This is a genomic window from Cyanobium gracile UHCC 0281 (genome assembly GCF_034931305.1).
In the GTDB taxonomy this organism is placed as follows: Bacteria; Cyanobacteriota; Cyanobacteriia; order PCC-6307; family Cyanobiaceae; genus Cyanobium; species Cyanobium gracile_A.
Genome location: NZ_JAYGHY010000041.1, coordinates 1 through 24,744, shown reverse-complemented (window position 1 = coordinate 24,744; position 24,744 = coordinate 1). Strand labels below are relative to the sequence as shown.

33 protein-coding genes are annotated in these 24,744 nt (G+C 62.7%); 25 read left to right on the top strand and 8 right to left on the bottom strand.

Annotated features, from left to right (window positions below; all coding sequences use genetic code 11):
* The 4 genes from VB739_RS11730 to VB739_RS11715 all read left to right on the top strand — a co-directional run.
* Positions 1-451, top strand: a 451-nt coding sequence (locus VB739_RS11730; protein ID WP_323357236.1) for an NAD(P)-dependent oxidoreductase, incomplete at its 5' end; no start/stop codon positions are given.
* 227 nt (positions 452-678) lie between these two features.
* Positions 679-1,758: an acyltransferase gene (locus VB739_RS11725; RefSeq protein WP_323357235.1), complete on the top strand. Its 1,080-nt coding sequence runs from the start codon at positions 679-681 to the stop codon at positions 1,756-1,758.
* A 208-nt stretch (positions 1,759-1,966) separates the two neighbouring features.
* Positions 1,967-2,569, top strand: a complete 603-nt coding sequence (locus VB739_RS11720; RefSeq protein ID WP_323357234.1) for a PIN domain-containing protein — start codon at positions 1,967-1,969, stop codon at positions 2,567-2,569.
* 165 nt (positions 2,570-2,734) lie between these two features.
* Positions 2,735-3,214, top strand: a complete 480-nt coding sequence (locus VB739_RS11715) for a hypothetical protein (RefSeq protein ID WP_323357233.1) — start codon at positions 2,735-2,737, stop codon at positions 3,212-3,214.
* Between the two features lie 117 nt (positions 3,215-3,331).
* Here VB739_RS11715 and VB739_RS11710 read toward each other — a convergent pair whose 3' ends face one another.
* Both VB739_RS11710 and VB739_RS11705 read right to left on the bottom strand, forming a co-directional pair.
* Positions 3,332-3,544, bottom strand: a complete 213-nt coding sequence (locus tag VB739_RS11710) for a DUF3955 domain-containing protein (protein ID WP_197210795.1) — start codon at positions 3,542-3,544, stop codon at positions 3,332-3,334.
* A complete protein-coding gene (locus VB739_RS11705; RefSeq protein WP_323357232.1) occupies positions 3,541-3,957 on the bottom strand; it encodes a lysozyme inhibitor LprI family protein in 417 nt (138 codons plus the stop codon). Before VB739_RS11705 ends, VB739_RS11710 begins: the two co-directional genes overlap by 4 nt.
* Positions 3,958-4,149: 192 nt before the next feature.
* Between VB739_RS11705 and VB739_RS11700 the strand changes: the two genes are divergently transcribed.
* Positions 4,150-4,392 carry a hypothetical protein gene (locus VB739_RS11700; RefSeq protein WP_323357231.1) on the top strand — a complete coding sequence of 81 codons (243 nt, stop codon included), beginning with the start codon at positions 4,150-4,152 and terminating at the stop codon, positions 4,390-4,392.
* 8 nt (positions 4,393-4,400) lie between these two features.
* On the opposite strand, the gene VB739_RS11695 is transcribed toward VB739_RS11700, so the two are convergent.
* Positions 4,401-4,691, bottom strand: a complete 291-nt coding sequence (locus tag VB739_RS11695) for a hypothetical protein (RefSeq protein WP_322764644.1) — start codon at positions 4,689-4,691, stop codon at positions 4,401-4,403.
* Between the two features lie 66 nt (positions 4,692-4,757).
* On the opposite strand from VB739_RS11695, the gene VB739_RS11690 reads away from it, so the two are divergent.
* The 7 genes from VB739_RS11690 to VB739_RS11665 all read left to right on the top strand — a co-directional run bounded on the left by VB739_RS11690 (position 4,758) and on the right by VB739_RS11665 (position 8,837).
* Positions 4,758-5,357: a hypothetical protein gene (locus tag VB739_RS11690; RefSeq protein ID WP_323357230.1), complete on the top strand. Its 600-nt coding sequence runs from the start codon at positions 4,758-4,760 to the stop codon at positions 5,355-5,357.
* Positions 5,358-5,636: 279 nt separating this feature from the next.
* Complete coding sequence (locus VB739_RS16690; protein ID WP_186700729.1) at positions 5,637-5,846, top strand: DUF1651 domain-containing protein; 210 nt, start codon at positions 5,637-5,639, stop codon at positions 5,844-5,846.
* A gap of 134 nt (positions 5,847-5,980) precedes the next feature.
* Complete coding sequence (locus VB739_RS11685; RefSeq protein ID WP_323357229.1) at positions 5,981-6,301, top strand: hypothetical protein; 321 nt, start codon at positions 5,981-5,983, stop codon at positions 6,299-6,301.
* A gap of 297 nt (positions 6,302-6,598) precedes the next feature.
* On the top strand, positions 6,599-6,853 hold the full coding sequence (locus VB739_RS16685) for a lysozyme inhibitor LprI family protein (RefSeq protein WP_416233328.1): 255 nt from the start codon (positions 6,599-6,601) through the stop codon (positions 6,851-6,853).
* 202 nt (positions 6,854-7,055) lie between these two features.
* Positions 7,056-7,346, top strand: a complete 291-nt coding sequence (locus tag VB739_RS11675; protein ID WP_323357227.1) for a hypothetical protein — start codon at positions 7,056-7,058, stop codon at positions 7,344-7,346.
* Between the two features lie 354 nt (positions 7,347-7,700).
* Positions 7,701-7,994: a hypothetical protein gene (locus VB739_RS11670; protein ID WP_186697179.1), complete on the top strand. Its 294-nt coding sequence runs from the start codon at positions 7,701-7,703 to the stop codon at positions 7,992-7,994.
* Positions 7,995-8,099: 105 nt separating this feature from the next.
* On the top strand, positions 8,100-8,837 hold the full coding sequence (locus VB739_RS11665) for a hypothetical protein (RefSeq protein ID WP_197210793.1): 738 nt from the start codon (positions 8,100-8,102) through the stop codon (positions 8,835-8,837).
* Between the two features lie 62 nt (positions 8,838-8,899).
* On the opposite strand, the gene VB739_RS11660 is transcribed toward VB739_RS11665, so the two are convergent.
* Entirely contained in the window at positions 8,900-9,145 is a 246-nt protein-coding gene (locus tag VB739_RS11660) for a GlsB/YeaQ/YmgE family stress response membrane protein (protein WP_197210794.1), read from the bottom strand.
* Positions 9,146-9,466: 321 nt separating this feature from the next.
* Between VB739_RS11660 and VB739_RS11655 the strand changes: the two genes are divergently transcribed.
* From VB739_RS11655 to VB739_RS11620, 9 genes are all read left to right on the top strand, one after another.
* Positions 9,467-10,282 (top strand): HNH endonuclease, encoded by an 816-nt coding sequence (locus tag VB739_RS11655; RefSeq protein ID WP_323357226.1) that lies wholly within the window; start codon positions 9,467-9,469, stop codon positions 10,280-10,282.
* A 117-nt stretch (positions 10,283-10,399) separates the two neighbouring features.
* Positions 10,400-10,945 (top strand): GNAT family N-acetyltransferase, encoded by a 546-nt coding sequence (locus VB739_RS11650; protein WP_323357225.1) that lies wholly within the window; start codon positions 10,400-10,402, stop codon positions 10,943-10,945.
* 373 nt (positions 10,946-11,318) lie between these two features.
* On the top strand, positions 11,319-11,582 hold the full coding sequence (locus tag VB739_RS16680; RefSeq protein ID WP_416233327.1) for a type II toxin-antitoxin system RelE family toxin: 264 nt from the start codon (positions 11,319-11,321) through the stop codon (positions 11,580-11,582).
* Positions 11,583-11,748: 166 nt separating this feature from the next.
* Positions 11,749-12,054, top strand: a complete 306-nt coding sequence (locus tag VB739_RS11645; protein WP_323357224.1) for a type II toxin-antitoxin system RelE/ParE family toxin — start codon at positions 11,749-11,751, stop codon at positions 12,052-12,054.
* Positions 12,051-12,359 (top strand): addiction module antidote protein, encoded by a 309-nt coding sequence (locus VB739_RS11640; protein WP_323357223.1) that lies wholly within the window; start codon positions 12,051-12,053, stop codon positions 12,357-12,359. Before VB739_RS11645 ends, VB739_RS11640 begins: the two co-directional genes overlap by 4 nt.
* A gap of 193 nt (positions 12,360-12,552) precedes the next feature.
* Complete coding sequence (locus VB739_RS11635) at positions 12,553-12,858, top strand: type II toxin-antitoxin system RelE/ParE family toxin (RefSeq protein ID WP_323357222.1); 306 nt, start codon at positions 12,553-12,555, stop codon at positions 12,856-12,858.
* The gene (locus VB739_RS11630) at positions 12,855-13,163 is read left to right on the top strand and encodes an addiction module antidote protein (RefSeq protein ID WP_323357221.1); all 309 of its coding nucleotides are present in this window, start codon (positions 12,855-12,857) and stop codon (positions 13,161-13,163) included. Before VB739_RS11635 ends, VB739_RS11630 begins: the two co-directional genes overlap by 4 nt.
* A gap of 147 nt (positions 13,164-13,310) precedes the next feature.
* Complete coding sequence (locus VB739_RS11625; protein WP_323357220.1) at positions 13,311-14,051, top strand: AraC family transcriptional regulator; 741 nt, start codon at positions 13,311-13,313, stop codon at positions 14,049-14,051.
* Positions 14,044-14,499: a VOC family protein gene (locus VB739_RS11620; RefSeq protein ID WP_323357219.1), complete on the top strand. Its 456-nt coding sequence runs from the start codon at positions 14,044-14,046 to the stop codon at positions 14,497-14,499. Before VB739_RS11625 ends, VB739_RS11620 begins: the two co-directional genes overlap by 8 nt.
* 160 nt (positions 14,500-14,659) lie before the next feature.
* Here VB739_RS11620 and VB739_RS11615 read toward each other — a convergent pair whose 3' ends face one another.
* Genes VB739_RS11615 through VB739_RS11605 form a run of 3 tightly spaced genes read right to left on the bottom strand, consistent with a single transcriptional unit; the run spans position 14,660 to position 19,308 of the window.
* Complete coding sequence (locus VB739_RS11615; RefSeq protein WP_323357218.1) at positions 14,660-17,482, bottom strand: valine--tRNA ligase; 2,823 nt, start codon at positions 17,480-17,482, stop codon at positions 14,660-14,662.
* A gap of 44 nt (positions 17,483-17,526) precedes the next feature.
* On the bottom strand, positions 17,527-18,603 hold the full coding sequence (locus VB739_RS11610; protein WP_323357217.1) for an anion permease: 1,077 nt from the start codon (positions 18,601-18,603) through the stop codon (positions 17,527-17,529).
* Between the two features lie 15 nt (positions 18,604-18,618).
* Positions 18,619-19,308: a DUF47 domain-containing protein gene (locus tag VB739_RS11605; RefSeq protein ID WP_323357216.1), complete on the bottom strand. Its 690-nt coding sequence runs from the start codon at positions 19,306-19,308 to the stop codon at positions 18,619-18,621.
* 315 nt (positions 19,309-19,623) lie between these two features.
* On the opposite strand from VB739_RS11605, the gene VB739_RS11600 reads away from it, so the two are divergent.
* The 3 genes from VB739_RS11600 to VB739_RS11590 are packed head-to-tail and all read left to right on the top strand — an operon-like array spanning position 19,624 to position 22,726.
* The gene (locus VB739_RS11600; RefSeq protein ID WP_323357215.1) at positions 19,624-20,787 is read left to right on the top strand and encodes a DUF2157 domain-containing protein; all 1,164 of its coding nucleotides are present in this window, start codon (positions 19,624-19,626) and stop codon (positions 20,785-20,787) included.
* The gene (locus VB739_RS11595; RefSeq protein WP_323357214.1) at positions 20,784-21,293 is read left to right on the top strand and encodes a hypothetical protein; all 510 of its coding nucleotides are present in this window, start codon (positions 20,784-20,786) and stop codon (positions 21,291-21,293) included. The genes VB739_RS11600 and VB739_RS11595 overlap by 4 nt, the downstream gene beginning before the upstream one ends.
* Positions 21,294-21,343: 50 nt before the next feature.
* Positions 21,344-22,726: a 1-acyl-sn-glycerol-3-phosphate acyltransferase gene (locus VB739_RS11590; RefSeq protein WP_323357213.1), complete on the top strand. Its 1,383-nt coding sequence runs from the start codon at positions 21,344-21,346 to the stop codon at positions 22,724-22,726.
* A gap of 4 nt (positions 22,727-22,730) precedes the next feature.
* Here the strand turns inward: VB739_RS11590 and VB739_RS11585 are convergent, their stop codons facing one another.
* Positions 22,731-23,363 (bottom strand): 2OG-Fe(II) oxygenase, encoded by a 633-nt coding sequence (locus VB739_RS11585; RefSeq protein WP_323357212.1) that lies wholly within the window; start codon positions 23,361-23,363, stop codon positions 22,731-22,733.
* Between the two features lie 139 nt (positions 23,364-23,502).
* Here VB739_RS11585 and VB739_RS11580 point away from each other — a divergent pair, with 139 nt between their 5' ends.
* Positions 23,503-24,723: a ScyD/ScyE family protein gene (locus VB739_RS11580; protein ID WP_323357211.1), complete on the top strand. Its 1,221-nt coding sequence runs from the start codon at positions 23,503-23,505 to the stop codon at positions 24,721-24,723.
* The last annotated feature ends 21 nt before the right edge of the window (positions 24,724-24,744 follow it).

Here is a 24,744-nt window from a genome sequence, read left to right as displayed (position 1 = left end):
GGCGGAGGCCCTGGAGCGGGCCCGGCCGGTGCTGGCGGCGCTGGGCGGCGAACCGCGGCTGCTGGGCCCGGTGGGGGCGGCGCTGACCACCAAGCTGGCCCTGAACCAGCTGATCGCCAGCCTCACCCACAGCTTCAGCCTGAGCCTGCACCTGGTGCAGCGGGCCGGGGTGGACGTGGAGGCCTTCATGGCGATCCTGCGCGCCAGCGCCCTTTACGCCCCCACCTTCGACAAGAAGCTGGCCAAGGAACTGGCCGACGATTACGCCAACCCCAACTTCCCCACCGCCCACCTGCGCAAGGACCTGCTGTTGTTTCTACAGACGGCCCGGGGGCTGGGGCTGGAAACCGAGGGCCTCGATGGGCTGGCGGCGCTGCTGGAGCGGGCTACGGCTGCAGGGCTGGATGAGCTGGATTACAGCGCGCTGCATCGGCTCACGGCGGGGAGGTAGTTGGGCAGACTGGAGGTGGGAGACTGCCTTCGCCTCAAAGATACTTCAGCCTGGCAGTTGCGTCTGCACCAGACGCATTCATCAGAATGAACAAGTGGTTCACGGGTCCGAGAACCACTTGTTCATGGTGGACAACCCGATGTGAAACACGATGCCCTGCCGTGATGATCAACCGACACCCACCTGAAGACTCGTGGTGGTTCACGGAAGGGAGGTGAGCCTCGGCCGTGGTTCTCGGAAACCATCCAATAAGCGTTATGCAACCAAATCAAAGAAACCAAGTGACTGAAAGATTAGACTATTTTGATGTATTACGAGCTTTGGCTATATTTGCCGTTGTCGCCATACATTCTTCAGGCTCAGGCCTTCAGCTCAGCGAGGAAAGTATGGGTTTTAATCTTACCGTGTTGTGGCGTAATATTCTGAATTTTGCAGTTCCAATGTTTCTGGCCATTTCTGGATTCTTTTTGGCAAAGAAAACAATAGGCACCTATGGAGACTATGTAGCATTTCTAAGAAAGCAAATTCCAAGAGTGTATGTCCCGTTTTTCATTTGGTCGTTAGTATGGCTTGCATTTGCCGTTCTGATTCAAGATAAGTCAGTAGTTCATGAGATTATCAAGTTAGCAACATTTCAATCATCTGGACCATACTATTTTATCGCATTGATTATTCAATACTACTTATTGCTGCCCGTTCTCAAGAAATTTGCCAATGCTAAAGGGTTGGCTATCAGTATGCTTGTAAGCATGGCCATGACATTTTGGATTTTCTACCTAAGATACCATACCGAAATAAGTCTACCCCTTATTCTTTACGCTGGTAATTTTGCTACTTGGCAAATGTTCTTTGTCCTTGGCTTATGCCTTGGCACATCACAGAAGATAAGAGTTTCCAGCAAGTATCTTCTGGCTCTTATATTAATATTCTATATTTTATCTTGTATTGAATCATATGTATTAATAGGTGCGTTTCACCAAGCAGGAGATGCAGTTACAGCGGTCAAGGCGTCTTCATTTATGTATTCTTTCTTTCTAATTGTTTTTCTTTCCAAGAATCGTGACTTAATCAAGTCGAAATTGCTGAAGGAGATCGGTGTGATGTCATTTGGGATTTATCTAACTCATATGTTTGCCCTTATGGTTATATCCCGAATGCTGTCGCGTTTGCATTCACCACTACAAGGCACAGCCTATGCTTATCAATTATTCTTGGCTGGTCTAGTGACACTGTCTTGCTTTCTATGTATTTCAGTATTTAATAGAGTGTTTTCTGACAGACAAGCTCGATTTTTAGGATTCAAATAAATGCATAACAATGCCATGCACACGGACGAGAATTCCGCTGCGCTCCATTCCGCCGGTGATGGCAGGCGTTAGGCATTCCTGGAAACCCAATTGAACCAACCTGGTACGTGAGGTTGCCAAGCTCCAAAGCATTGCGATAATGCAACGGCAGTAGGGCAGTTCGCGCGATCATGTTGACCACGCTCGGCCAGTATCTCTACCTTCCATAATGAAAAGAACCAATTATGTCCTTATTGACTACGAGAGTGTTCAGCCCAGCCAGCTTGAGCTGCTGAATAGAGATGGCTTTGTCGCCTATGTCTTTGTGGGAAAGGCGCAGACAAGACTCTCGTTTGAGACTGTGGCTGCGATTCAAGATCTTGGTGAACGCGCAAAGTACATAAAGATCTCCGGCGCAGGACCCAACGCGCTTGACTTTCATATTGCATTTTACATAGGGCAAATTGGCGCTACCGATCCAGATGCTTTCTTTCACATCATATCTAAGGATAAGGGCTTTGATCCATTAATTGAGCACTTAAGGGAGCGAAAGGTGTTTTCGGTCCGCAGCGAAACGATTGGCGAGATTCCCATTATTCGAGCGTCAACAGCTAAGACCCCGAAGGAACGCATGAGTTTGGTTGTTGATCGCATGAAATCCGGGAACTCAAGACCTCGGACAGTGGCTACTCTACGATCTGCAATTGACGCTATCTTCTACAAGCAGGTTGGTGAGTCAGAAGTACAAGCTGTGATTGACCAGATGATCAAGGCGGGGTTGGTTACAGTGACGGACGAGAAAGTATCATACAAGCTTCCAAAGGATGCCTAACACCGCGATCCACCTGAGCCGCCACCATCAGGAATCCTGTCGCAGCAAATGCACCTTGCGGCCAGGTGATCGCGAGCGTTGGACAGACTAAGGTTGCATGGTGGCTACGTAGTCCGTATCACCTGGGGCACTTAGCATGAACTAGAAAGTCATTCATCTGGAAACATGGAGTTGCTGCCCATCCTGAGATCTTTATCAGCATCTTTTCTTGCCTTTGGTTCAATGGGCATTTTTTCAGCTGCCGTAGCAGCCCCGCCAACCCTTACTGGCTTCGCCTATCGAGAAGCCGGGTTTAGCGGCTGCCAGGGAAGTGCTGTGCGCAAAGGGCAAGATCCAGTCAAGGGAGTGCAACTGGCTGCATGGGAATATGGAGGAAGTGGACCAGGGGTTGTAAATTTTGTCATTGCTTTGGATGGGGCCATGCATAACCTGGCAGCCCGCAATGCGCAATTTAAGGATGGTGATGGAAAGATTCGCTCGACTTACGAAGCGGAATTTGGCGTTTATAGAATATCGGTAGTTTTTGTGCTTGCGGGCCTAAGAGGCAGCGAAGTCTTGGCTGGTGATGGTTCGATTCGAATCGAAAATACTACTCAGCCGGGGGATGCCAATGTAATTCTGATTAGCGCGGAGGAAGGATGCTGACACGGTGGCAGCCCAACATCCAGATCCAGAAGGCGGGAGCAGATGTTGCTGAGTTTAGTTGATAGGCCTACGCCCGCTTCTGATCTGGAGCGTTCGGAAGTGGCTCGGTACTGATCCTTACCGGCGCTTGGCTGGCTTCCTCCACAACAGGCCGGCGATTCCGGTCCCAATACCGGCTCCGCCCAGGAGATAGCCGATTGGAATCAGGGCGAAAGCCTCCCTGAGCGTGCCATCGGCCTCTACCCGCGCCCCGATCAGTCGGTAGGCCACGGCGCAGACCACCGCGCCGGTGAGCAGCAGCAGCGCGAGGCGGATGAGCGGGCGTTTCATGGCCGCAGCTGCTCCAGCAGGGTCTGGGTGAGCGCCAGCTCACAGCGCGTCGTGAAGATGCCGTAGCCCGTCCCCTGGAAGCTCACCGACTTGGCGTAGGCGCACACCTTGCGGCGTTCGGCTCGGAAAGCACGCGCCTGCTCGTTTGGGTCGGCACTCGTCTTGTAGAAGCCGGTGAGGTTGTCGCGCCAGAGCGTCTGGAAGGTTTCGCTCGGCACTTGCCTGGCCTCGCTGGCCACCCGCACCAGGGCCTTCTCCAGCTCCCGATCCTTGGCTTGGAGGGCTTCCATCACGCAGCGGGTTTCGGCCACGCTGCTTTCTGATGGGGTGCAGACCTCCGCTGCTGGTGCCGGCAGCGGCAGCAGCAGCGGCACCAGGGAGGCAGCCAGCAGCAGGTGGAGACAGGTGCGCATCGTGGGCCTTTTCTCCAGACGGATTTGCCACCAGACAGATTGTCATGCTGGGAGCTGGTTTTCAGAGTCGCCGCGCCTCTTCCCCATGACCAGCCTGTTCTCCCGGCTCCCACTGGTGCTCACGGCCATCGCCGGCTGCCTTGTCAGCCACCCGGCTGCCGCATTGGCAGCCCCGGCAGGCAGCACCTGGCGGTGCTGCTTCAGGCAGCGGGCGGCCAGCCCATGGGCCTCTACGACGGTGTGCGCTTCGTGCGGATCAACGCCACCGACGGCACCCGCATCACCGTCACGATCAACTGCGAGCAGGAGCTCTGGCGGGTGGCCCGCATTGAGCCCAGAACCGGCCGAGCGGACTTCCGCGACGATCGCTTCCAGAGTGCTACCGGCATCGGCCGCAGCCGCTGGTGCACCACCCCCGTGCGCACGATGGAGTGAGTCTGGACTCACACCTCCAACATCTGCACCTGGTACACGGCCACATTGCTGTGGGCAAGCGAGCGCACGATCTCAGGCACCATCTGCATCGGGGTGCAGAGCGTCAGCGAGCGGCGCCTGCCGGCGGCCATCTCCGCCAGGTGCTGGGGATCGATGCTGGTGGAGCGCTGCTGCGCTGCAGCCTCAAACACCTCCACCGCTGGGCTCTTCCCGGAACCCAGCACAAACAGCACCCGCCGGGGCGTCTCGCTGTAGTCGCGGCTGAGGGCCTCCAGGGCAGGGATGTCCGGGTGTGTCATGGCCTGCTGGTGGCGGGGGATTGCTACACCCACCTGGATAATCGATTGGCTTTCCTTTGCTCACGCATGCTCCACCGCCGCTTCCTCGCCATCGCTGCTGTCAGCGCGAGTGTCATCGCCGGGGCCTCCCTGGTGCGTCCTGCCACGGCCGCCCAGACGCTGGACTGCTGGATGAACGACAGCAAGCAGACCTGTCAGGTGAAGCCCTGGGGTAACGGGGGATTTGAGATCAGCTTCAGCGGCAGTGCCATCTATCGCTTCGTGCCGGCCGGTCCACCCACCACCGACAACCGCCGCATGCGTGATGAGCAGGGCCGCATCTGGCTGATGAGCGGCCACCACAGCTTCACGCTCAGCGAGCAGAACGGCGATGGCAACCGAATCGCCGTCTCCAACGTCAAGAGTCGGCCCGCAGCGGCCGCGGATCACCAGGCCCACAGCAAGGTGAAACTCAGCGGCCATGGTCAGCCCACGGTGACCCTGTACGCCAAGCCCAACTACGGCGCCGCGATCGCGGGGATGGGGGTGTCGGGGGAAACGCTCGACAAGCTGGCTTGCACCTCAAACAGCCAGGGCACCTGGTGCCGGGTGGGCTACCCAGGCCAGAGCGGCCGGGTGCTGTGGGTGAACCGGGACTCGCTGATCTTCCTGGGGGACGGGGAGTAAGTCATCGCCCCTGCATTTGCTTGCCCTGGCCGGGTTCTCTGCCCTGGCCATTGCAGCTGCCCATGCGATCGGGATGGAGAAGCGCATCACCCAGCACTACGGCCGCTCCGGCCGTCCCGTCCAAAAGCCCCGTTTCGTGCCTGCTGAGCGGGCCCATGCGCTGCCGGGCCTTTCTGGGCTGCTGAACGCTGCTGCTCAGCGGTGGGAGCTGCGGCCGCTGGTCACGAAGCCGGCCCGGTTGAGCTCACTGGTGCCGCCGCCAGGGCATAGGCGCCCCCCATTGCCCCGCGCATCCACCGTGGCTCTGCATCACGCTGCGAGGCTGCTGTCTTCATCGATCTGGGAGAGCCGATCCCTGGTCAGTCAGCTCTTCTAAAGCCCCGAGTGGGGCTTCCCCGTAAGCAGGCGATCGAGCAGTGGCAGAAGCTCCTCGATGCGGGCTGGTTCAGCATTGGGGTCCAGTTCACAGGGCTCATGGATTGGGACTGAGCGGCCAGAATCGTGCCGATCGGCCGCAGCATCGCCTACAAATAGGTTTCGAATGATGCAGTGAACCTGATTCAGCCGACGCTGGAGGTCTGGGACGACTGCCTGAACTGCTCAAACAACAAGCACGGCAACCAATGATCCGCACCACAATCACCGCTCTGGCCATCGCCACCAGCGCTATCGCCACCCCTGCCCTGGCCGACTCCGCCAAGGCGTATTGCGAGATGGTTCGCACCAACGGCGAAATACTCAAAGGAAGCTGTACCTGGTCCCAGATGCAGGGAAACGTTTACATCGATAATTTCAACCATTACGCGTTTGCCTTCCCTGCCGCCGAGGAGGGCAAGACCTACGAACGCACCAACCGTGAAGGTGCTGGCCCCTCCTTCAAGCGCCCCGGCTACGTGATCAACGTGTACTGGGAGAAGCCGGTCCGCGAGCCTGGGGGAATCTGATGCCGGCTCACTCCACAGGGAACCTGAACAGCGGCTGCGGGCCTGGCCGTTCACGGGTCGCCAGGATTGAATTCCCTAAGCGGTCCGGGGGGGATGGTCGTCAATAACACGTCGGTCACAACGGGTGCTCGGCGGCATCCTCGACAACCCCCTCCCTGGTTCTTGCAGTGGATGAAGGCAGTTTCGTTCGTAGCCACCTCTGTGCTGGGTGCGCTCCCGGCAGGAGCGATCCCGCCACCACCCAACTCATTCGATGGAGAAACGATCCACTGCCACCCCGCAGGCAGCGCCGCCACCGTGCTGATCTGCAGGGACGCCGAACTCACCGCCCTCGACGGCGAGCTGCGCGCCGCCTTCCGCCGCCTGCAGAACGATGCCTCCTTCACGGAAGCCCAGCGCGAGGCTCTGGTGGAGGACCAGCGGCGCTGGGTGGAGAGCATGGATCAGTGCTGGAGAGCCCAGGAGAGGATGCGGGACTGCGTCAAGCGCAGCCAGAGGCGGCGGCTACAGCACCTGCAGACCTGGGAAGCAGTATCCCCAGTGAAGCCCTGAAGCCACAGCGCGTGACCACATGGACCTGCCTTTGTCCCCATGTCTGTCGGGGAATCTGGCCCATGCTGTTGATCCTCTCGGCTTGGTCGTTCCTGGGGGCATTTCGATCGTGACCATGGCCGATCACCCCACGCGGAGCGTGTGCACGCTTGCCGCACTCACGAGCCTGATCCTTGTGATCACGGGTGTCCCCGGCGTCCGGATGGGCGATCTGCCATTCCTGGTCTTCCTGCTTGCCCCCTACCTTCTGCTGGGACTACTGGCCTGGCGGGACCGTGAGCGCCGGCGCCTCTCAGCAGTGCTGTTTGTTGCCGTGCTGGTGCTTTCCCTGGCAGGCACAATCCTGCTTGGACTGGACAGCTACCGCTTTCACACGGTGCCCGAGCACCGACTGGTGCAGCGGATGACCGTGATCGTCGTGCCCATGCTGCAATCGGCCGCCGCGATCGTGATCGGCCTGATGCTCCAGGCGAACCGGTCACGGCGGGGCTGAGGTGACTGGGGGCCTTCCTTCCACTCAGAACTGGGCGGAATACACCGGCTTGAGTTGCCACATCGCCTCACCCGGCACCAGCTTGTAGGTCACCTGGCGGGTGCCACCGGTGGGCTTGGCGTTGCTGTCGCCGCTCCTAGGGAGAACTCCGGTGCGTCGCTCACCAGGCCAGCACCCACTGTGAGCCGCCCGGCCTGGCGCAGTGCCATGACCAACCTGGCCTCCAAGGCATCGTTCATCAGCTCGTTCCTGGTCAAGGATGGGCAGCTGCATCAGTGCCTTCTCGCCTGTGGCGGCATTCTGGTCTGGGAAAGGAAACTCTCACGCTCCTGTGGGAGCCCTCGGTCGTGAACGGTGGCCCTCCTCGCTGAATTCCTGGTCGGACAACCCGGACACAGTCTGATCGTGGCTCTGGTCCTGCTGGCTGGCTGGTCCCAGCTGCGCTTCTCCGGGGCCATCAGCAGGCGATCGGCCCGGCCCCTGCTGTGGTCCTCCGCGGGCTGGGGGTTGTATGCCGCCTGGGAAGCGCTGGTGCAGCTGCGCACGCCGGAGGCCAACATCCGGGTCGATCTGCTGCTGATCTGGCCGCTGCTGGGCGCGCTCACGCTGTACGGGTTGATCAGGTGCGCGATCGCTGTCAGACGGTGAGCGGGGGGGCATGGGAATGGCCGGGCCCGGAATGGTGTGTTAGGACACGTTTTTGGGTCGCCCAGCGAGGCGATCCGATCCGAGTTCCGACTCCCTACTTCCCTGATGATTCGCAGCCTTCGTCAAACCTCCGCAGCCCTCGGCGCGGGCCTTCTTCTGGCGGGGCTTTCCGCCCCCTTCGCCCCAGCGGCCATGGCCGAAGTGCTGGTCAGGGCCCAAGGCCGTTGCAAGCTGATGAGCGGTGGCTACGAAGCCTTCAATGGGCACTGCACCTTCAAGCACAAAAAGGCAGGCAACACCGATGCCTACGTCGTCAAGCTCGATGACGGAACGGATTTCAACTTCTCGGGCCCAGGCGTGCAGGCCCTGAGCGTGCAGACCTACGCCGGTGTCCGCAACGTGAAGCACAAGGCTCAGGCGGATCATGAGGTCTTCAGCTGGAACGATGGCGAAGCCCGCAGGCTCTCGGTGCGTCTCGACCAAGTCCAGAATCCCGATGTCCGCTTCGACGATGCACCCCAGAAGGCTGACGCCGGCTCCCTGCTGGGCGCGGCGGTGGGTGCCCTGATCGGCGGCCTGATCACAGGCAAGCCGGTCACCACCACGGAGCCTGCCCGTGAAGGTGCTCCGGTGTCCGATCTGCAATCGCTGGTGGGCGCCAGGGGGGGGCAGGCCGAAGGAACCCTGACATCGAAGGGCTACACCTACCGCGGTGGCACCAAGTTGGCCGACAGTTCCTTCACCTACTGGGAGCAGCCCTCCACGAACAACTGCGTGACCATTCGCACCACCGACGGCCGTTATCAGTCGATCACCTACACCAAGCGGAGCGACTGCAACTGAGCCATCAGCATGCTCAACCCCTGGGGCCATCCAGCCCCAGGTTTTTTATGGGGCCTCGCCCTTCAGGCGCGCCTGATCACCCGCAGCACCACCAGAAGGATCACGGCGCCGAGCGTGGCCACCACGATGCTCCCCAGCACACCCCCTCCGACGGCACCACTCAGACCGCTGAAGAGCAGGCCACCGATCAGGGCCCCGATGATGCCGACAACCAGGTCACCGATCAGGCCGAAGCCACCGCCTTTGACCAGGACACCAGCGAGCCAACCGGCAATGACCCCCACCAGCAGAAACCAGAGAACGTTCATGAGCCTCATCCTTGTTCGTAAAGATCAACAAAAACGTAGACGCGAGAACAAGCCAAGAGCCATGCAGGCTTAAGTTCCTTACAGACTTGTTGCAAGTCCTGAGCATTCGCCAGATCAGAGAGAATGGGGGCACTCCGAACAAGCCCCTGGAGTGGTCAGGCCGCCGCAGCTCTCTGCTGCTCCAGTCACCGCTTGCCTGCCACTCAGGGTCAGCGTTGGATGGAGCAGCGGAGGGTGAACCGGGGAACGACTTGCCAAAGATTGCAACCACGGACAAAATAGATATAGGTATCAAGCGGGCACTTCTCCGGATGAAGCGCAATGAACATCGATGAGATCTTTACAGGATACAAACAAGGCGGCAACAACTACATCATAAAAGCAGACTCCAAGAACAAGTGGTGTGGATTCAGCAAAGGAGTGATTGACGCGCTAAAGCAGAGACTCGGCTTGTCGTTCAATATTGTGCCTTGGGGCAATACACCAGTTGATCATTACTTTTGCATCCCCTTCTCAAAGCTTGAGCACTTGTTCACGGAAGACCTCATGACAAGTGGAGAGCTGGCAGATAAGGGCCTGCAGCGCTGGACCGCCACCATTGTGAATAATGTCTTCATGATGCGAGCCAACTCGCACTATTCGGTTGATATCAGTGAGTTCTACGTTGATGCCAGCTCAAAACTGGCACCCGTCTTTGGGACATTATCCAACCAGTATGACGTAGACTATGCAATCGAAGATGCGCTTGCAAATGTTAAGATACGGATCGGTCAGTCGGAGTTTCGATCGTTAGTCCTTTCAAATTTTCAATCTAAGTGCTGCTTGTCTGGGATCTCTGAGGAAGGCCTGCTTGTCGCTAGTCATATAATTCCGTGGAGCCGCGACAAGAGCAAAAGAGGCGATCCTGGTAATGGTCTTTGTCTGTTTGTTGAATTCGACAAATACTTTGATAAAGGCATGATTTCCATAGGTGATGACTTTTCGGTGATTGTCTCAAATCGGTGCTCCTCTTTTTCCCGGCCACTACGGGACCGGCTTGCGGCGTTAGAAGGGCGAAAAATGGCATCACCAAGTGTTACCCCGATCAACCCGGCTTTCCTGCAGTATCACAGGGAGAACATCTTTGACCAGTTCTAGAGAGCCCATCCAACCAGCCCCTCGAGTGGACAGGCCACCATTTAATTGCTCTCCAGCCTCCATTTGCTCCCTGCCTGCCACTCAGGGGCAGCGTTATTCGTCACTGCTCAATAGGCGATGGCAGAGCTAATCGAATTTGAAACTGATCGCCTTTCGCTACGCCAGTGGCTCCCACGAGATCGCGATCCGTTCTTTGAGCTCAACTCCGATCCGAAAGTCATGGAGTATTTCCCCTCTTTGCTAACGCGCGAGGAGAGAGATCGAATGACTGATAAATGCCAGGCACTTATCAATGAGCGGGGCTGGGGATTCTGGGCTACCGAGCTGAAAGAAACAAATCAGTTCGTTGGGTTCGTCGGCCTCCACATTCCATCGGAGCACCTTCCGTTTTCTCCGTGCGTAGAGATCGGATGGCGTTTGGCGTGCCGGCATTGGGGTAAGGGTCTGGCAACGGAGGCGGCTAACGGTGCTCTGAAAATCGCGTTTGAAGCATTAAAGCTGAAAGAAATCGTCTCTTTCACCGCAGTCGGCAACTACCGTTCCCGCGCAGTTATGGAACGCCTTCGCATGCAGGAGTCGGGCACCTTTGACCATCACCAAGTCCCGGAAGGTAGTCCGCTACGGAAACATTGCTTGTATCGTCTCGCGTATGAAACCCGTTAGGCATAACACTGCAGTCGAGAGGGACAGCCAAAAGCGGCGCTTTTTGTTCCCCCCGCTTCGCTCCGGCTGCCCCTCACTTACACGTTAGAAGGATCAGAGGAAAGCCGGCAGCCACGCCGTCTTGACGTCAGAACGTCAAAGCGCTAAGGTCGTGGGATGGATGAAACAAAACGGGCCACGGTCTACTTCGACGCGGATGTACATCGTGCACTGCGCTTAAGAGCTGCTGCATGCAACCGCTCAATATCAGACATGGTCAATGAAGCAGTTCGCATGACATTAGCCGAAGATGCTGATGATTTAAGAGACGCTGATCAGAGAGAGATCGAGCAAAGTTCTAGCTTCGAAGAGTTTGTTACAAGTCTAAGAGATAGTGGCCGCATATAGCCTCACGATTAAGTCATCAGCTGCCAAGGAGCTGCAGGGGGTATCGGACAAAGCGACGTTGTCTCGATTGATTGAGAAGATTAAATCACTGGCAACTCAGCCTCGACCATTAGGGTCTGAAAAGCTGGCGGGCAGGCCGAACCTCTATCGTGTCCGCCAAGGCAACTATCGAGTCATCTACTCTGTCAATGATCAGTCGCGTATCGTCGACGTTGTTAAGGTGGGACACAGAAGAGATGTCTATCGATGAGTAGACCTTCTAACATCAAGATACAGAAGACGGGAGCGGAGGAAATCGGCAACGGCCATTGTCGCCTGCCCGCTTCTGATCTTGAGCGTTCGAAGGATGTGCTGTCCTTGATGGGAGCCAGCAAGGCAGCGTTGCATGGTCGTAGCCAGGAGGCTACAGTTGTTGTATGGTTGAAGTCCGCCAGACAGAGCGGTTCGTCCGATGGCTGGAGGGTCTCCGTGATCTGAGAGCCCGAGCGAAGGTTCAGGCCAGGATCAAGCGCCTCATCGGCGGCAATCCTGGTGACGTCAAGCCTGTTGGGGCCGGCGTGTCGGAGTTGCGAATCAACTACGGCCCTGGATACAGGGTCTACTACCTGCAGAGGGGAACCGCCTTGATCATCCTTTTGGCTGGCGGAGATAAGAGCTCACAAGCAAAGGACATTGATGAGGCCCTTCTGCTGGCAGACAACCTGACAGAGGAGACCTTATGAAAACCACGACCACCCCCTACGACGTTGCCGAGTATCTACGAACACCGGAGGAGATGGCGGCTTACTTGGAAGCCTGCATCGAGGAGGCGGATGGTGATGCAGCTTTTATTGCCAAGGCCTTGGGCGACATTGCACGGGCCCAGGGGATGACCCAGGTGGCCAGAGACTCAGGACTTTCCAGGGAGAGCCTCTACAAGGCCTTGTCTGGAGAGCGCAGTCCTAGCTTTGACACCATCCTGAAAGTGGTCACGGCCCTGGGTCTGAAGTTGAGCGCGAGTGTGAGAAGCGAAGCGGAGGTGACTTGAGCTTTGCAGACGAGGCGTAGGTCAGTAAACGCTGCCTGTGGACATGCAACACCTTCGAACAACCCCCCTGGAGTGGAAAGGCCTCCACGAGTTCGCTTCTGGTACCAGACACTCTTGGCCTGCCACTCAGGGGCAGCGTTAGACAGACCGAAGGCCGGTTGCGGCGCCGTATCCCTGGGGATACAATGTTGGCATGGTGGAGATTCGGGAGACCCCTGTCTATGCCGCATGGTTCAGTGGGCTGCGCGACCGAGCGGCAAAAGCCCGCATCGACATTCGGATCAGACGTTTGTCTCTGGGAAATCCAGGTGATGTCCGTCCAGTCGGAGAAGGTGTCTCTGAGCTTCGGATTCCTTATGGCCCTGGCTACCGGATCTATTTCATAAGCCAAGGCTACATGCTTATTGTTCTTCTCGCTGGTGGCGACAAAGGCTCTCAAGCTAAAGACATCCAGCAAGCCAAGGACCTTGCCCGTAACCTTTTAAGGAGAAGCAAATGACAAAAACCGAAACAACTGCCTGGGATCCAGTCAATCATTTCAAAGACCGTGAAGACATGGCAGCTTATCTTGAAGCCGCTTTGGAGGATGGAGATCCAAGTCTGGTGGCTGCTGCTCTGGGTGATATTGCTCGTGCCAAGGGCATGTCGCTGATTGCACGTGAAGCTGGACTGGGTCGAGAAAGTCTGTATAAGGCTCTCTCATCAAGCGGCAATCCTGAACTGGCAACCGTCCTGAAGGTTATCTCTGCACTCGGACTTCAGCTGCATGCCAGTCCTGCTGTTGAGGCGGAGACTGCTGTCTAACACTGCCATACACCTGGGCCGCCTCCTAATGACTGCCTTTCGTCGTAATGAATGCTTGTGGCCAGGTGATGGCAAGCGTCAGGTCTCTCAACCGAAAGGCTGTGCCCTCTCCGCTTTCCATGAGCTGACTACCCGAACCGACCACCGATGTATTCCCCAACCACTGATGGTTTCTCGATTCGTGGGTCGGACGTGCGCTACAGCGAGTGCCCGCCGACCGACGACCTGTCCGAAGTGGTCCACTGCTTCTGGGAACTGCGAGCCGTTGCCACGCTGCCGGATGACTTTCACTATCACGCGCTACCCGACGCCTGTGTCAACCTCTTGTTCAATCTGGTCGACCCCACGATTGCCGGAGTCACGGCGCTCCATACGCAAGCAACAACACTCAACCTTGGAAGAGCATTCCACTATGCAGGAATTCAGTTCTATCCAGGAGCCTGGCAGGGAGACCGGTCTGAGATCGTCGACAGGTATGTCGGAACGCCATACCTGGGTACGTTGCCGCTCGTTGAAACGTGCCGACGACTCGTAGGTCTCGAATTCTCAGACATGGTGCCAGTCATGGCCGAGCAAGTGCGGTGGTGCATGATGCATGGTCACGCACGAGCGAACCCAATCACTGCGTGCATACTGTCGAATCTTGATGCCATCCGATCTGTCGGCGATATGGCCGCCTTGGTCGGGCTGTCCACTCGGCAGTTGCAGCGTACGCTCCAGCGACTCACGGGATTCGCACCGCATGATCTGATCAAGGTTCTCCGAGTGCAAGAGTCATTCCGCAAGCACTACCTTGATCTGTACGCCGACCAGGCCCACTTCACCCATGCCTTCCGGCAAGCCACCGGCTATACCCCGGGCCAATACCAAAAGCGCTTCGGTGTCTGATCCATACAAGACGGCCTCGGGCGACACCGATAACCTCACGGCTTCACTTGCAACAACGGAGCTCGCGATGGTCAAGCTGAACGCAATTGGTTGGTTCGATTTGTATGTGGACGACATGGATCGCGCCACGGCCTTCTACGAGACCGTCTTGCCGCACCGGCTGGAGCCGATGGAAGACCCGACCGGAGACACCCTGATGCGGGGCTTTCCCGCGAACATGACCGCCTACGGCGCTGCTGGCGCACTTGTGAAATCTCCCCATGGTCGTCCAGGAATTGGCGGCACAATGATCTACTTCAGCGTCAATGACTGCGCCGTGGAAGAAGAGCGGGTAGTGGCGGCAGGCGGCAAGGTCCTGCGCCCTAAGTTCTCCATCGGGCCATTCGGTTGGGTCACTCTGTGCATGGATACGGAGGGCAACATGTTCGGATTGAACTCGATGCAGTAGCTGCCGCGCCGTCGATGGCGGCCTAACCCCTCCTTGGAAACGCGCCTGCCTCAGCGGTCAGGGTTGACTCGAAGGCCGCATCGGATGGCCGATACCGAGGCGCCGCTCACCATCACCTCCGGAGACAGCCTGCGGCTGGTGATCCGCGAAAATACGGGCCTCAGCCCAGGTCCGCCAGCCGCTGCCGCGCCAGGGCGGCCTGAGCCTCAGCCTCCGCCAGGTTCGCCTGGCACTCGGCCACCACCTCCGGCGGCGCCTTGCCGGCGAAGTTGGGGTTGGCGAGGCGGCCGGCCAGGCCGCCGATCTCCTTGGTGGCCTTGGCGATGTCCTTCTCCAGGCGGGCGCGCAGGGCGTCGAGGTCGACCAGGCCCTCCAGGGGCAGCAGCACCTGCAGCTCGCCGCTCACCGCGGCCAGGGCCCGGGCCGCCGGCCGGGCCGCCGCGGCCGCCGGATCCAGCACCATCACGCTCTCGGCGCGGGTGAGGGTGGTGATGTCAGAGGTGCCCTCCCGAAGCACCGCCGCCAGGGCGTCGCGGCCGGTGATGAACAGCACCGGCGCCCCCTGGGAGGGCTTGAGACCCGCCACGGCCCGCAGGTTGCGCACCACCCGGATCGCCTCGATCAGCTCACCGAAAGAAGCCTCCAGGCCTTCATCCAGGGCGGCCTCTTCGGCGGCCGGCCAGGGCTGGAGGGCCAGGAAGGTGCCGGCGGGGGCGCCGGTGAGTCCATGCCAGAGCTCCTCGCTCAGGTGGGGCATCAGCGGGTGCAGCAGCACCAGCAGCTCCGCCAGCACCTTGGCCAGCACCTGCCGGGCGACCCGCTGGTCGGCCAGAGCTTCGGGGCTCAGGGGCTCCCCCTCGGCGGCGGGACGCGGGTTGAGGCGCCGTTTCAGCAGCTCGATCGTCCAGTCGCAGACCTCGTTCCAGGCGAACTCGTACAGCCCCTTGGCGGCTTCCCCCAGGCCGTAGCTGGCGTAGCGCTCGGCCGTTTCCCGCTTCACCCGCTCCAGCCGCGAAAGGATCCAGCGGTCGGCCAGCTGCAGGTGCGCGGGGTCCGGGGCGCCCAGGCTGGCGGGCGTCTCGCCGCCCAGGTTCATCAGGGCGAAGCGGGTGGCGTTCCAGAGCTTGTTGGCGAAGTTGCGGGCCGCCTCCACCGTCGCTGAGCTGCCGTCGCTGCGGTCGTAGTCGAGGCGGATGTCCTGGCCGGCGCCGGCCACCTCCCGCACCAGGGCGAAGCGCAGGGCATCGGCGCCGTAGCGCTCGATCAGCGGCAGCGGATCGATGCCGTTGCCGGCGCTCTTGCTCATCTTGCGGTTGTTCTCGTCCCGCACCAAGCCGTGGATCATCACGTCGGCGAAGGGCATCCAGGCCTTGCCAGCGCCGGCCGGTTGCATGGCTCCGGCCAGCATCGTCATGCGGGCGACCCAGAAGAAAATGATGTCGAAGCCCGTCACCAGCACGCTGGTGGGGTACCAGCGGGCCAGATCGGCCGCCTCCGCCTCAGGCCAGCCCAGGGTGGAGAAGGGCCACAGGCCGCTGGAGAACCAGGTGTCGAGCACGTCCGGGTCCTGCTCCAACTGCACGTCAACAAACTGCGCCTCGGCCTTGGCGGCGGCTTCCGCGGCGTCGCGGGCCACCACGTAGGGCGTGGCCTCGGTGATCACGCCGCCGGTCTCGCTGACCACAAACCAGGCGGGGATGCGGTGGCCCCACCAGAGCTGGCGGCTGATGCACCAGTCGCGGATGTCGGTGAGCCAGTCGCGGTAGACCTTCTCCCAGCGCTCGGGCACGAAGCGGGGCGCGCCGCCATCGAGGGCCTCCCGGCAGCGGGCCGCCAGGGGCTCGGCCCGGGCGAACCACTGGGTGGAGAGCAGCGGCTCCACCGGCACCTTGCCGCGATCCGAGAAGGGCACGCTGTGGCGGTGGGGCTCCACCTTCACCAGGAACCCCTCCGCCTCCATCGCCGCCACCACCGCCTTGCGGGCCTCGAAGCGATCCAGGCCGGCGAAGCGGCCGGCGGCGGCGTTCATGCTGCCGTCCTTGGCCATCACCGTGATCAGGGGCAGGCCGTGGCGGCTGCCGATGGCGAAGTCGTTGGGGTCGTGGGCGGGGGTCACCTTGACGCAGCCGGTTCCGAAGGCCGGATCCACGTGCTCATCCGCCACGATCGGGATCTGCCGTCCCACCAGCGGCAGGGTGATCGTCTGCCCCACCAGGGCGGCGTAGCGGGGGTCGCTGGGGTGGACGGCCACGCCGGTGTCGCCCAGCAGCGTTTCGGGGCGGGTGGTGGCCACCACCAGATGGTCGGTGCCGTCGGCGGCGGGGCCGCCGGAGAGGGGATAGCGGAAATGCCAGAGGTGCCCCTCCATCTCCTTCATCTCCACCTCCAGATCGCTCACCGCCGATCCCGAGGCCGGGCACCAGTTCACCAGGTACTCGCCGCGGTAGATCAGCCCCTGCTCGTGCAGGCGCACGAAGGCCTCCACCACCGCCGCGCTCAGGCCGGGATCGAGGGTGAAGCGCTCCCGGCGCCAGTCGACCGAATAGCCCAGCCGGCGCAGCTGGCCCACGATCGTGCCGCCGCTCTCCCCCTTCCAGGCCCAGGCCCGCTCCAGGAAGGCGTCGCGGCCCAGGTCGTCCTTGCTGCCGCCCTCCGCCTTGATCTGCTTCTCCAGCAGCGTCTGCACGGCGATCGAGGCGTGGTCGGTGCCGGGCAGACACAGCACGTTCCTGCCCTGCAGGCGCTGGAAGCGCACGATCGTGTCGATCAGGGCCGTTTCGAAGCCGTGGCCCATGTGCAGGCTGCCGGTGACGTTGGGCGGTGGGATCACCACCGAGAAGGGCTCACCCGGGGCGTTCGGATCGGGATGGAAGGCGCCGGCCTCCTCCCAGGCCGCCTGCCAGCGCGCCTCGGTGGCGGCCGGGTCGTAGGTCTTGGGCAGGGTGCCGTCGGGGGCAGCGGCAGAGGAAGCTCCGGCGGTCACGGTGGGAGGAGGAAGATCCGCCCATGCTCGCAAAGGGGATGGGCTCAGCCGGGCTGGTGGGGGAGGTAGACCTCCTGGCCAAAGACGTTCTGCACCACGAACAGCAGCACGAAGCCGATCACCGCCGCGATCAGGGGCGTGGTGACCCAGCCGGAGGCGATCCCTCCAAGGACCCTCCAGCGAATCTGGCGCACCCCCTTGAGGCCCTGCAGCAGGCCGATGCCAAGCACCGAGCCGATCACCGCCTGCGATCCCGACACCGGTAACAGCGGAATCGTGGGCAGTCCCAGACCGGCCAGCAGGCTCTCCAGCGCCGTGGAGGAGAAGAGGAACAGCACCAACGAATGGGACACGACCACCACGAAGGCCGCCAGCGGCGAGAGGGCCAACAGGCCGTCTCCCACCGTCATCATCACGCGTCGTGAGTAGGTATACACGCCCACGGCCACGGCGATGGCACCGATCAGAAACAGCTGCTCCACGGACGAAACACTGAAGCGTCCAACGGCAACGTCACGGAAGGGCGATGCTTCCACGAAGAAGCCCATCACGTTGCCGATGCCGTTGGCGCCGATCGCATAGGAACCGAAGATGCCCGCCAGGAGCAGACCGGTGCGGGTGTTGCGATCGAGTACGAGCAGGTGGGGCTGACGGAGGCGTATCCACTCCAGGAGCAGCTTGTAGAGCACCATCGCGAAGATCGCCCCGAGCACCGGTGAGATCGCCCAGGTGGCCACGATGCGGCGCAGGGTTGCCAGGTCGGTGGGGGAGCCACTGAACAGGTTCCAGCCGATGATCGAACCCACCACCGCCTGACTGGTGGAGGCCGGCAGGCCCACCTTGCTCATCCAGGCCACCGTGACCGCAGCCGCCAGGGCAGCGGTGAAGGCGCCCGGCAGGGCGTTGATGGCGCCCAGCTGGCCCAGCCCCTCGGCGGCGCCGGCGCCGCTGGTGACCGCACCGATGATCACGAACACGCTGCACAGGAAAGCGGCGGTGGAGAACCTGATCATCCGTGTGGCCACGGCGGTGCCGAAGGCATTGGATGCATCGTTCGCCCCCATCGACCAGCCCAGAAACAGACCACTGGAGAGGAAAATCAGGGTGACGATCAGGGACACAGCGGAACCTCCAGCTCAAAGCGAGCGCTTGATCGCGAAGATCGAGAGGTCATCGCCGATGTTCTCCGCCTTATCAGCCATGGAGTCGATCATGACCACGGCTTCCCGCAGCTGGAAACGCTGCTCGAAGCTGAGTTCGGCGGCGAAAATCCTGCGCTTCAGCCGCCAGGCGATCTTGTCGGATTCATCTTCGAACACCCGCACTTCGTTGATGTGCTCACGCACAGCCGCCGGCATACGGAAGAACGTGCGGGCCGCCACCACCACCGCCTGCACGCTGCGGATCGCCATGCCGGTGAGATCGGCGAAATCCTGACCGAATTCCGGCAGGCCGCGGGGCTGAACGATCATCAGCTCCTGGTAGTTGTCGCCCATCTCATCGAGCAGTTCGAACAGACTGCCGAGCAGCTGCAGCACGTCGCCGCGGGCATCGGGCAGCAGCATCTCGGTGTAGAGCATCGTGACGATCGTGCGCCGCAGCTCACTGCAGCGGCTCTTGACCTCAATGATCTGATTCAGCTTTTCAAGGCAGATCTCCGACTCCTCATGGGCGATCAGATAGGCCCTGATTCCCATCTCGACGATGATCACACCCTCGGAGATCTTGTCGAGGAACTCATCAATCAGCCCGACCAGAAACCTGGTTTTTCCGAAAAGCGGTGGGGTTTCGCTTGACACCGGTCCCCCCTCACGCCTTTCCTGCATGGTGGAAGTGTATCGGACCTGACTCAGCACGTTTCCGCCTGCCGAAGGTGCGTTGCCACCTCAGCCACCTGAACGGCAGCCGCCAAGTGACGCCGGACAAGCCAATTCCGCACCGGCCCGTTGCACGATGGTCTGGGGGTGCTCGGTGCGGGAGCACTCCCTCTCCCCGGATCCTGGCAAGCCCCGAGCCAGGCAGCCATGGAAGATCCTGGCCGTCAGCACGGCGGCGGAGTTGTGCTTCGGTTGGAGCGATCAGGGCCTTCACGAAGCCGTGGCCCAAGGGCTGAACGCAGTCGCCACGCCTAGCCTGAGCCCATGGCTGACGGCTGGGAATCACGGCTGGAGCGCTGGCGGCAGGCCGGCCTGATCGACCCCGCCACCGCCGCGGCAATCCGCGCCTGGGAGCAAACCCAGCCAGGGACACATCGGCTGCGGGTGTCCGTTCTGGTGGCCGTTGCCCTGGGGGGCGTGCTGGTGGCCGCCGGGCTGCTGCTGTTCGTCTCCACCCACTGGCAGGCCCTGGCGCCGGGGCAACGCTTCGCCCTGCTTCTGACCCTGGTTGTGGGACTGCACGGGGGCGCCGCTGCTGTGGAGGAACGCTTCCCGCCCCTGGCGGTGAGCCTGCACGGCGTGGGCAGTGTGACTCTGGGGGCCGGCCTCTTCCTGGCCGGCCAGCTGTTCCACCTGGAAGCCCACTGGCCCCTGGGGCTGCTGCTTTGGGGCCTGGGCGCGGGCCTGGGCTGGGGATTGCTGCGCCAGTGGCCCCAGCTGGCGCTGCTGGCCCTGCTGGGGCCGGCCTGGCTGATCAGCGAATGGCAGCTGGCCGTTGACGGAACCACCCAGGGACTCCAGCGGGGATCCGGGGATCCGACGGCCGTGCTGGCGCCGGCGGCGGGCCTGGTGCTGCTCAGCCTCTGCTATCTGGGGGCGCCGACGGGGCCAGGCTCCGTCGCGCCGGCGCGGCGGGTGCTGCTCTGGCTGGGTGGGCTGGGGCTGTTGCCGGCGGGCCTGCTCTGGCAACTGCTCAGCCACGGGGGCCCCACCAACGCCCCCTTGCCGCTACTGCTGGCGCTCTGCGGCTGGGCCGTGGCCCTGGGAACTCCGCTGCTGCTGGGGCTGCGCCTGCGGGGCCGGCGCGCCTGGCCGCTGGCGGTGGCGATCGGCTGGCTGCTGCCGGGGGTGGCGATGGCCTGGGGGAGCCATCAGGACGCCGGCCTCTTCACCTACCTCTGGTGGGCCGTCGGCGGCCTGTTGCTGGTGGCCTGGGGCGTGATGGAGGGTCGCTCCGAGCGGGTCAACTTCGGCGCTGCCCTGATCGCCATCGACGTGCTGACCTTCTATGTGTCCCAGGTGATGGACAGCCTGGGGCGCTCCGCCAGCCTGATCGGCCTGGGGGTGCTGTTCCTGGGCGGGGGCTGGGGGCTGGAGCTGCTGCGCCGCCGGTTCGTGGCCCGCGCCCTGGGCCGGGCGACCCCATGAGTCCCACGAGGCGGAAGGGACTGCTGCTGGCCCTGCTGCAGGGGGGCCTGCTGCTGAGCCTGGCGGGCCAGCTGCTGCTGGATCGGGTTACCCGGCCCCGGGGCTGGATCCTGACCCAGCCGGTGGATCCCCACCTGCCGATCCGGGGGCGGTACGTGAACCTGGCCCTGCTGGTGCCGGCCCCCGAACCGCCGGCCGGCCAGGCCAGGCCCTGGTCGGGTGAGCGGCTGGTGCTGCACTCAGAGGCCGATCAGGTGCGGGCCGACCTGGCCGGACCCGCCACCCCCCGCTCCCGGAGCCTTGCGGCGACGCCGCAAGGCAACCTGTGGCGCCTTGGGCCATCGGTGGCCTTCTTCATCCCTCCCGAGGGGGCGGATCCCTCCAGCCGCCCGGCCGGCGAGCAGCTCTGGGTGGAGGTGACCCTGCCGGCCCAGGGTCCGCCCCGGCCGATCCGGCTGGGGGTGCGGCGGGGCGACGGGCCAATCACCCCCCTGGAGCTGCGCTGAGGCCTGCTCTGGACACAGCCTGGCCCCGTCACCCCGCCTAACCTCCGCCGATGGCCACCGCCCCGCCCCTGGAATTCCTGCCCCCCCAGCTCGATGGTCGGGTGCTGGCGGTGAGCCGTCTGGTGCTGCCGCTCTGGCTGCGGTGGCGCTGCGGGATCGAAGCGGTGGAGGTGGAAGGCATGGCCTCGCTCGTGGAGGCGATGCGCTCCTTCCAGGCCGGGGAGAGCCGGCTGCTGCTCGCCTTCCGGCACCCCAGCCTCGACGATCCGCTGAGCATGGCCCGGCTGCTGTGGGTGGACCTGGCCAGGGCAGGCCGGCAGCAGGGCCTCCGTTTCGATCCGGCGCCCACCGGCCAGTTCCTGTTCGACCGCGGCATTCCCCTGTGGGCCGGGGCGTCGATGGGCTGGCTGTTCACCCGCCTGGGGGGGGCCTCGATCCAGCGGAGCAAGCTCGACCTGCCGGCCCTGCGAACGGCCCGGCGGTTGCTGCTGGAGGGGCCCCATCCCTTCGCCCTGGCGCCGGAAGGGGCCACCAACGGCCACAACGAGCGGCTCACCCCCCTGGAGCCCGGTGCCGCCCAGCTCGCCTTCTGGACGGCCGCCGACCTGGCCGACGCCGGTCGCCACGAGCGCATGGACCTGGTGCCCATCGGCCTGCAGTACAGCTTCATCGCTCCGGCCTGGGGAGCGATCGAGGCCCTGCTCTGCCGGCTGGAGGAGGGGGCTGGCCTGGCGCCCGATCCCAGCCACGATCTGGCCCCTTCCCGGCTGCTGGAGCGGCTGGTGCACCTCGGCGAGCGGATGCTCGAGCAGATGGAGGCCTTCTACCGCGACAAGGTGCACCTGGCCCTGTCTGATGCGGACAATCCTGCTGGCGATCCTTCCCGGGAGGCCGCCACGCCCGCCTTCGGGCCCCGGCTGCAGCGACTGATGGATCTGGCTCTGCGGCGGGTGGAGCAGTCCTTCGGGCTGCACCCCTGCGGCAGCCTCACCGACCGCTGCCGGCGCCTGGAGCAGGCGGGCTGGGACCGGCTCTACCCCGCCGAGCCCGCCTCCGACCCGCCCCCGAGCCCCCTGGCCCAGGCCCTGGCCGACCGGCTGGCGGATGAGACCGCGGCCCAGCTGTGGCACATGCGCGTGGTGGAGTCCTTCGTCGCCGTGAGCGGCAGCTACGTGCGGGAGCGGCCCAGCCAGGAGCGGTTCGCCGACACGCTGCTGCTGCTCTGGGACACCCAGTGCCGGATCCAGGGCCACACCGCCAACCGCCGCCCCCGGTTGGGCCGGCGCCGGGCACGGATCAGCATCGACACCCCGATCGTGGTGGATGAACGCCTCGCCGACTACCGCCGCGATCGGCGCCGGGCCGTGCAGGCGCTCACCGACGACCTGAGCCTCCGGCTGGAGCGGCTGATCGTGCCTTCGCCGCTGGCCTGAGGCCTCAGCCGGCGGCCAGGCGCGCCACGTAGGCGTCGAGCGTGCCGACGTTGATCCAGCCGGTGGCGATGGTCTTGGTGTGGGTCTGGCTGATGCGGCCTCGATGCAGGTGGGACAGGCCGGCGGGAAAGATCGCCAGCGTTCCTTTGACCGCCTCCACGTGGTGGTCCTGCCAGTGGAATTCGGTGCCGCCGTCCGGCACCGTGTTCAGGTAAAGGATCCAGGCGAGAACGCGCCGGATCGGCTCGGTGGCTTCCTCGCTGGTGTTCCAGTCGCAGTGCCAGCTGTAGAACCCCTCGCCTGGCGCGTAGCGCTGCAGGTTGAAGATCGGGTTGACGAACAGGGAACGCTCAGGGGCGCAGGAGAGGAACAGGGGTCGGTCGGCCAGGTAGCGCTTCAGACCGGCGGAGACGCCGCGCATGATCACATCGGCCAGGCCCTGGGCCTCCGGGTCGGAGCGGTCCAGCCACACCAGGCTGATGTCGGTGGAGATCTTGCCGGGATCGCCCTCCGCCTCAGCGCCGGAAGAGAAGGCGACACCACGGCGCTGCAGGTCGGTGCGGCGGTCGAAGAACGCCATCGCCGCATCGGCCAGGGCCAGGTAGCCGGGATCCTCGAAGCTGCCGATCAGCCGCATCCGCGCCCGGAGCTCGCTGGATGCCAGCTTAGAACGACCCCATCGGGCACCCGAAGACTCCCCAGGGCTTCAGATGTATTGAAAGATGCTTGACGGGGCGTGGGGCATCGGCAAAGTGCCGCCCAATGCAGCATTGCCGATGCAACCGTTTCAGCAGAGCATCCCATCAGGTCGGCGCCAGCGGATCCTGGTCCTGGCCCTGGGGGCCTGCGCCACCGCAGGCCTGATCGCTCCGGGCGAAGCCGCTGCCGCCGCCCCGGCCTACCGGGTCCGGACCCTGGCGACGGGGCTGGAGAATCCGCGGGGGCTGACGATCGCGCCGAACGGCAACCTCGTGCTCAGTGAGGCGGGCCGGGGCGGCACCAGTGACTGCATCCTCGCCGGCAGCGGCAACACCCTCTGTTACGGCACCACGGGAGCCTTGGGTCTGTTCGATCGTTCGACCAACGTCTATTCCCGGGCCCTCGCCAACCTGCCATCCATGGCGGTCCAGTCCTCCCCCCTGTTTCCCGAAGGAACGGGCCTCCAGGACCTTGCCTTCAACGGCTCCGGCCAGCTGTTCGGCGTCTTCGGCTTCGGCGCCGATCCGACCCTGATTCCCGGCGCCGGAAGCACGCTCTTCGGCCAGACCGTCGCCATCGACCTGGCCGCCGGCAGCCTGACCCCCCTGGCCGACATCGCCGGTTTCGAAGCGGCCCTGAATCCCGACGGCAAGGATCTCAACAGCAATCCCTTCGCCCTGGTGGTGCGCGGGGGGGACACCTATGTCACCGATGCCGGCGGCAACAGCCTGGTGAAGGCCGACGGCGCCAACCAGGTCTCGCTGGTGAACGTGTTCGAGGAGGAGCTCGTCACCACCCCGCCGCTGCCCTTTCCCCTCCCCCCCAAGTTTCCGGCCCAGGCCGTGCCCACCGGCATGACCATTGGCCCCGACGGGGCGCTGTACATCACCCAGCTCTCCGGCTTCCCCTTCGCCCCGGGGAGCGCCGACGTGTTCCGCTACGACTTCATCAACCCAGTGACGACGTTGGCCGGGGGCTTCAGCAACCTGATCGACATCGCCGCCGGGCCCGATGATTCGCTCTACCTGCTGCAGTACAGCGATGACTTCTGGGGCCCCCCGTCGGGCAGCATCCTGAAACTGGGCCTCGATGGCAGCGTCCGGAGGATCTTCGATGACCTGGTCAGTCCCACCGGTCTGGCCGTCGGCCAGGACGGCACGATCTACGTGGCCAACGATGGCGATGGGGTGAACGGCGAGCTGCTCGCTCTCACCCCGGTGCCGACGCCCGGCCCCCTGCCCCTGCTCGGCGTCGGCGTCGCCTTCGCCCAGGCCCGGCGGCTGCGGCGCCGATCATAGCCGGGCAGGCCAAGCTGCACG

Bases quoted from the DNA above. Each gene is read 5' to 3' on its own strand.
- VB739_RS11580 (WP_323357211.1), top strand. From the start codon at position 23,503: ATGCAACCGTTTCAGCAGAGCATCCCATCAGGTCGGCGCCAGCGGATC.
- VB739_RS11705 (WP_323357232.1), bottom strand. From the start codon at position 3,957: ATGCGCACCTGTCTCCACCTGCTGCTGGCTGCCTCCCTGGTGCCGCTG.
- VB739_RS11630 (WP_323357221.1), top strand. From the start codon at position 12,855: ATGACAAAAACCGAAACAACTGCCTGGGATCCAGTCAATCATTTCAAA.
- VB739_RS11590 (WP_323357213.1), top strand. From the start codon at position 21,344: ATGGCCACCGCCCCGCCCCTGGAATTCCTGCCCCCCCAGCTCGATGGT.
- VB739_RS11625 (WP_323357220.1), top strand. From the start codon at position 13,311: ATGTATTCCCCAACCACTGATGGTTTCTCGATTCGTGGGTCGGACGTG.
- VB739_RS11645 (WP_323357224.1), top strand. From the start codon at position 11,749: ATGGTTGAAGTCCGCCAGACAGAGCGGTTCGTCCGATGGCTGGAGGGT.
- VB739_RS11675 (WP_323357227.1), top strand. From the start codon at position 7,056: ATGGGCGATCTGCCATTCCTGGTCTTCCTGCTTGCCCCCTACCTTCTG.
- VB739_RS11605 (WP_323357216.1), bottom strand. From the start codon at position 19,308: ATGCAGGAAAGGCGTGAGGGGGGACCGGTGTCAAGCGAAACCCCACCG.
- VB739_RS11695 (WP_322764644.1), bottom strand. From the start codon at position 4,691: ATGACACACCCGGACATCCCTGCCCTGGAGGCCCTCAGCCGCGACTAC.
- VB739_RS11585 (WP_323357212.1), bottom strand. From the start codon at position 23,363: ATGCGGCTGATCGGCAGCTTCGAGGATCCCGGCTACCTGGCCCTGGCC.
- VB739_RS11640 (WP_323357223.1), top strand. From the start codon at position 12,051: ATGAAAACCACGACCACCCCCTACGACGTTGCCGAGTATCTACGAACA.
- VB739_RS11665 (WP_197210793.1), top strand. From the start codon at position 8,100: ATGATTCGCAGCCTTCGTCAAACCTCCGCAGCCCTCGGCGCGGGCCTT.
- VB739_RS11715 (WP_323357233.1), top strand. From the start codon at position 2,735: ATGGAGTTGCTGCCCATCCTGAGATCTTTATCAGCATCTTTTCTTGCC.
- VB739_RS11650 (WP_323357225.1), top strand. From the start codon at position 10,400: ATGGCAGAGCTAATCGAATTTGAAACTGATCGCCTTTCGCTACGCCAG.
- VB739_RS11660 (WP_197210794.1), bottom strand. From the start codon at position 9,145: ATGAACGTTCTCTGGTTTCTGCTGGTGGGGGTCATTGCCGGTTGGCTC.
- VB739_RS11710 (WP_197210795.1), bottom strand. From the start codon at position 3,544: ATGAAACGCCCGCTCATCCGCCTCGCGCTGCTGCTGCTCACCGGCGCG.
- VB739_RS11595 (WP_323357214.1), top strand. From the start codon at position 20,784: ATGAGTCCCACGAGGCGGAAGGGACTGCTGCTGGCCCTGCTGCAGGGG.
- VB739_RS11720 (WP_323357234.1), top strand. From the start codon at position 1,967: ATGAAAAGAACCAATTATGTCCTTATTGACTACGAGAGTGTTCAGCCC.
- VB739_RS11685 (WP_323357229.1), top strand. From the start codon at position 5,981: ATGATCCGCACCACAATCACCGCTCTGGCCATCGCCACCAGCGCTATC.
- VB739_RS11655 (WP_323357226.1), top strand. From the start codon at position 9,467: ATGAACATCGATGAGATCTTTACAGGATACAAACAAGGCGGCAACAAC.
- VB739_RS11635 (WP_323357222.1), top strand. From the start codon at position 12,553: ATGGTGGAGATTCGGGAGACCCCTGTCTATGCCGCATGGTTCAGTGGG.
- VB739_RS11600 (WP_323357215.1), top strand. From the start codon at position 19,624: ATGGCTGACGGCTGGGAATCACGGCTGGAGCGCTGGCGGCAGGCCGGC.
- VB739_RS11690 (WP_323357230.1), top strand. From the start codon at position 4,758: ATGCTCCACCGCCGCTTCCTCGCCATCGCTGCTGTCAGCGCGAGTGTC.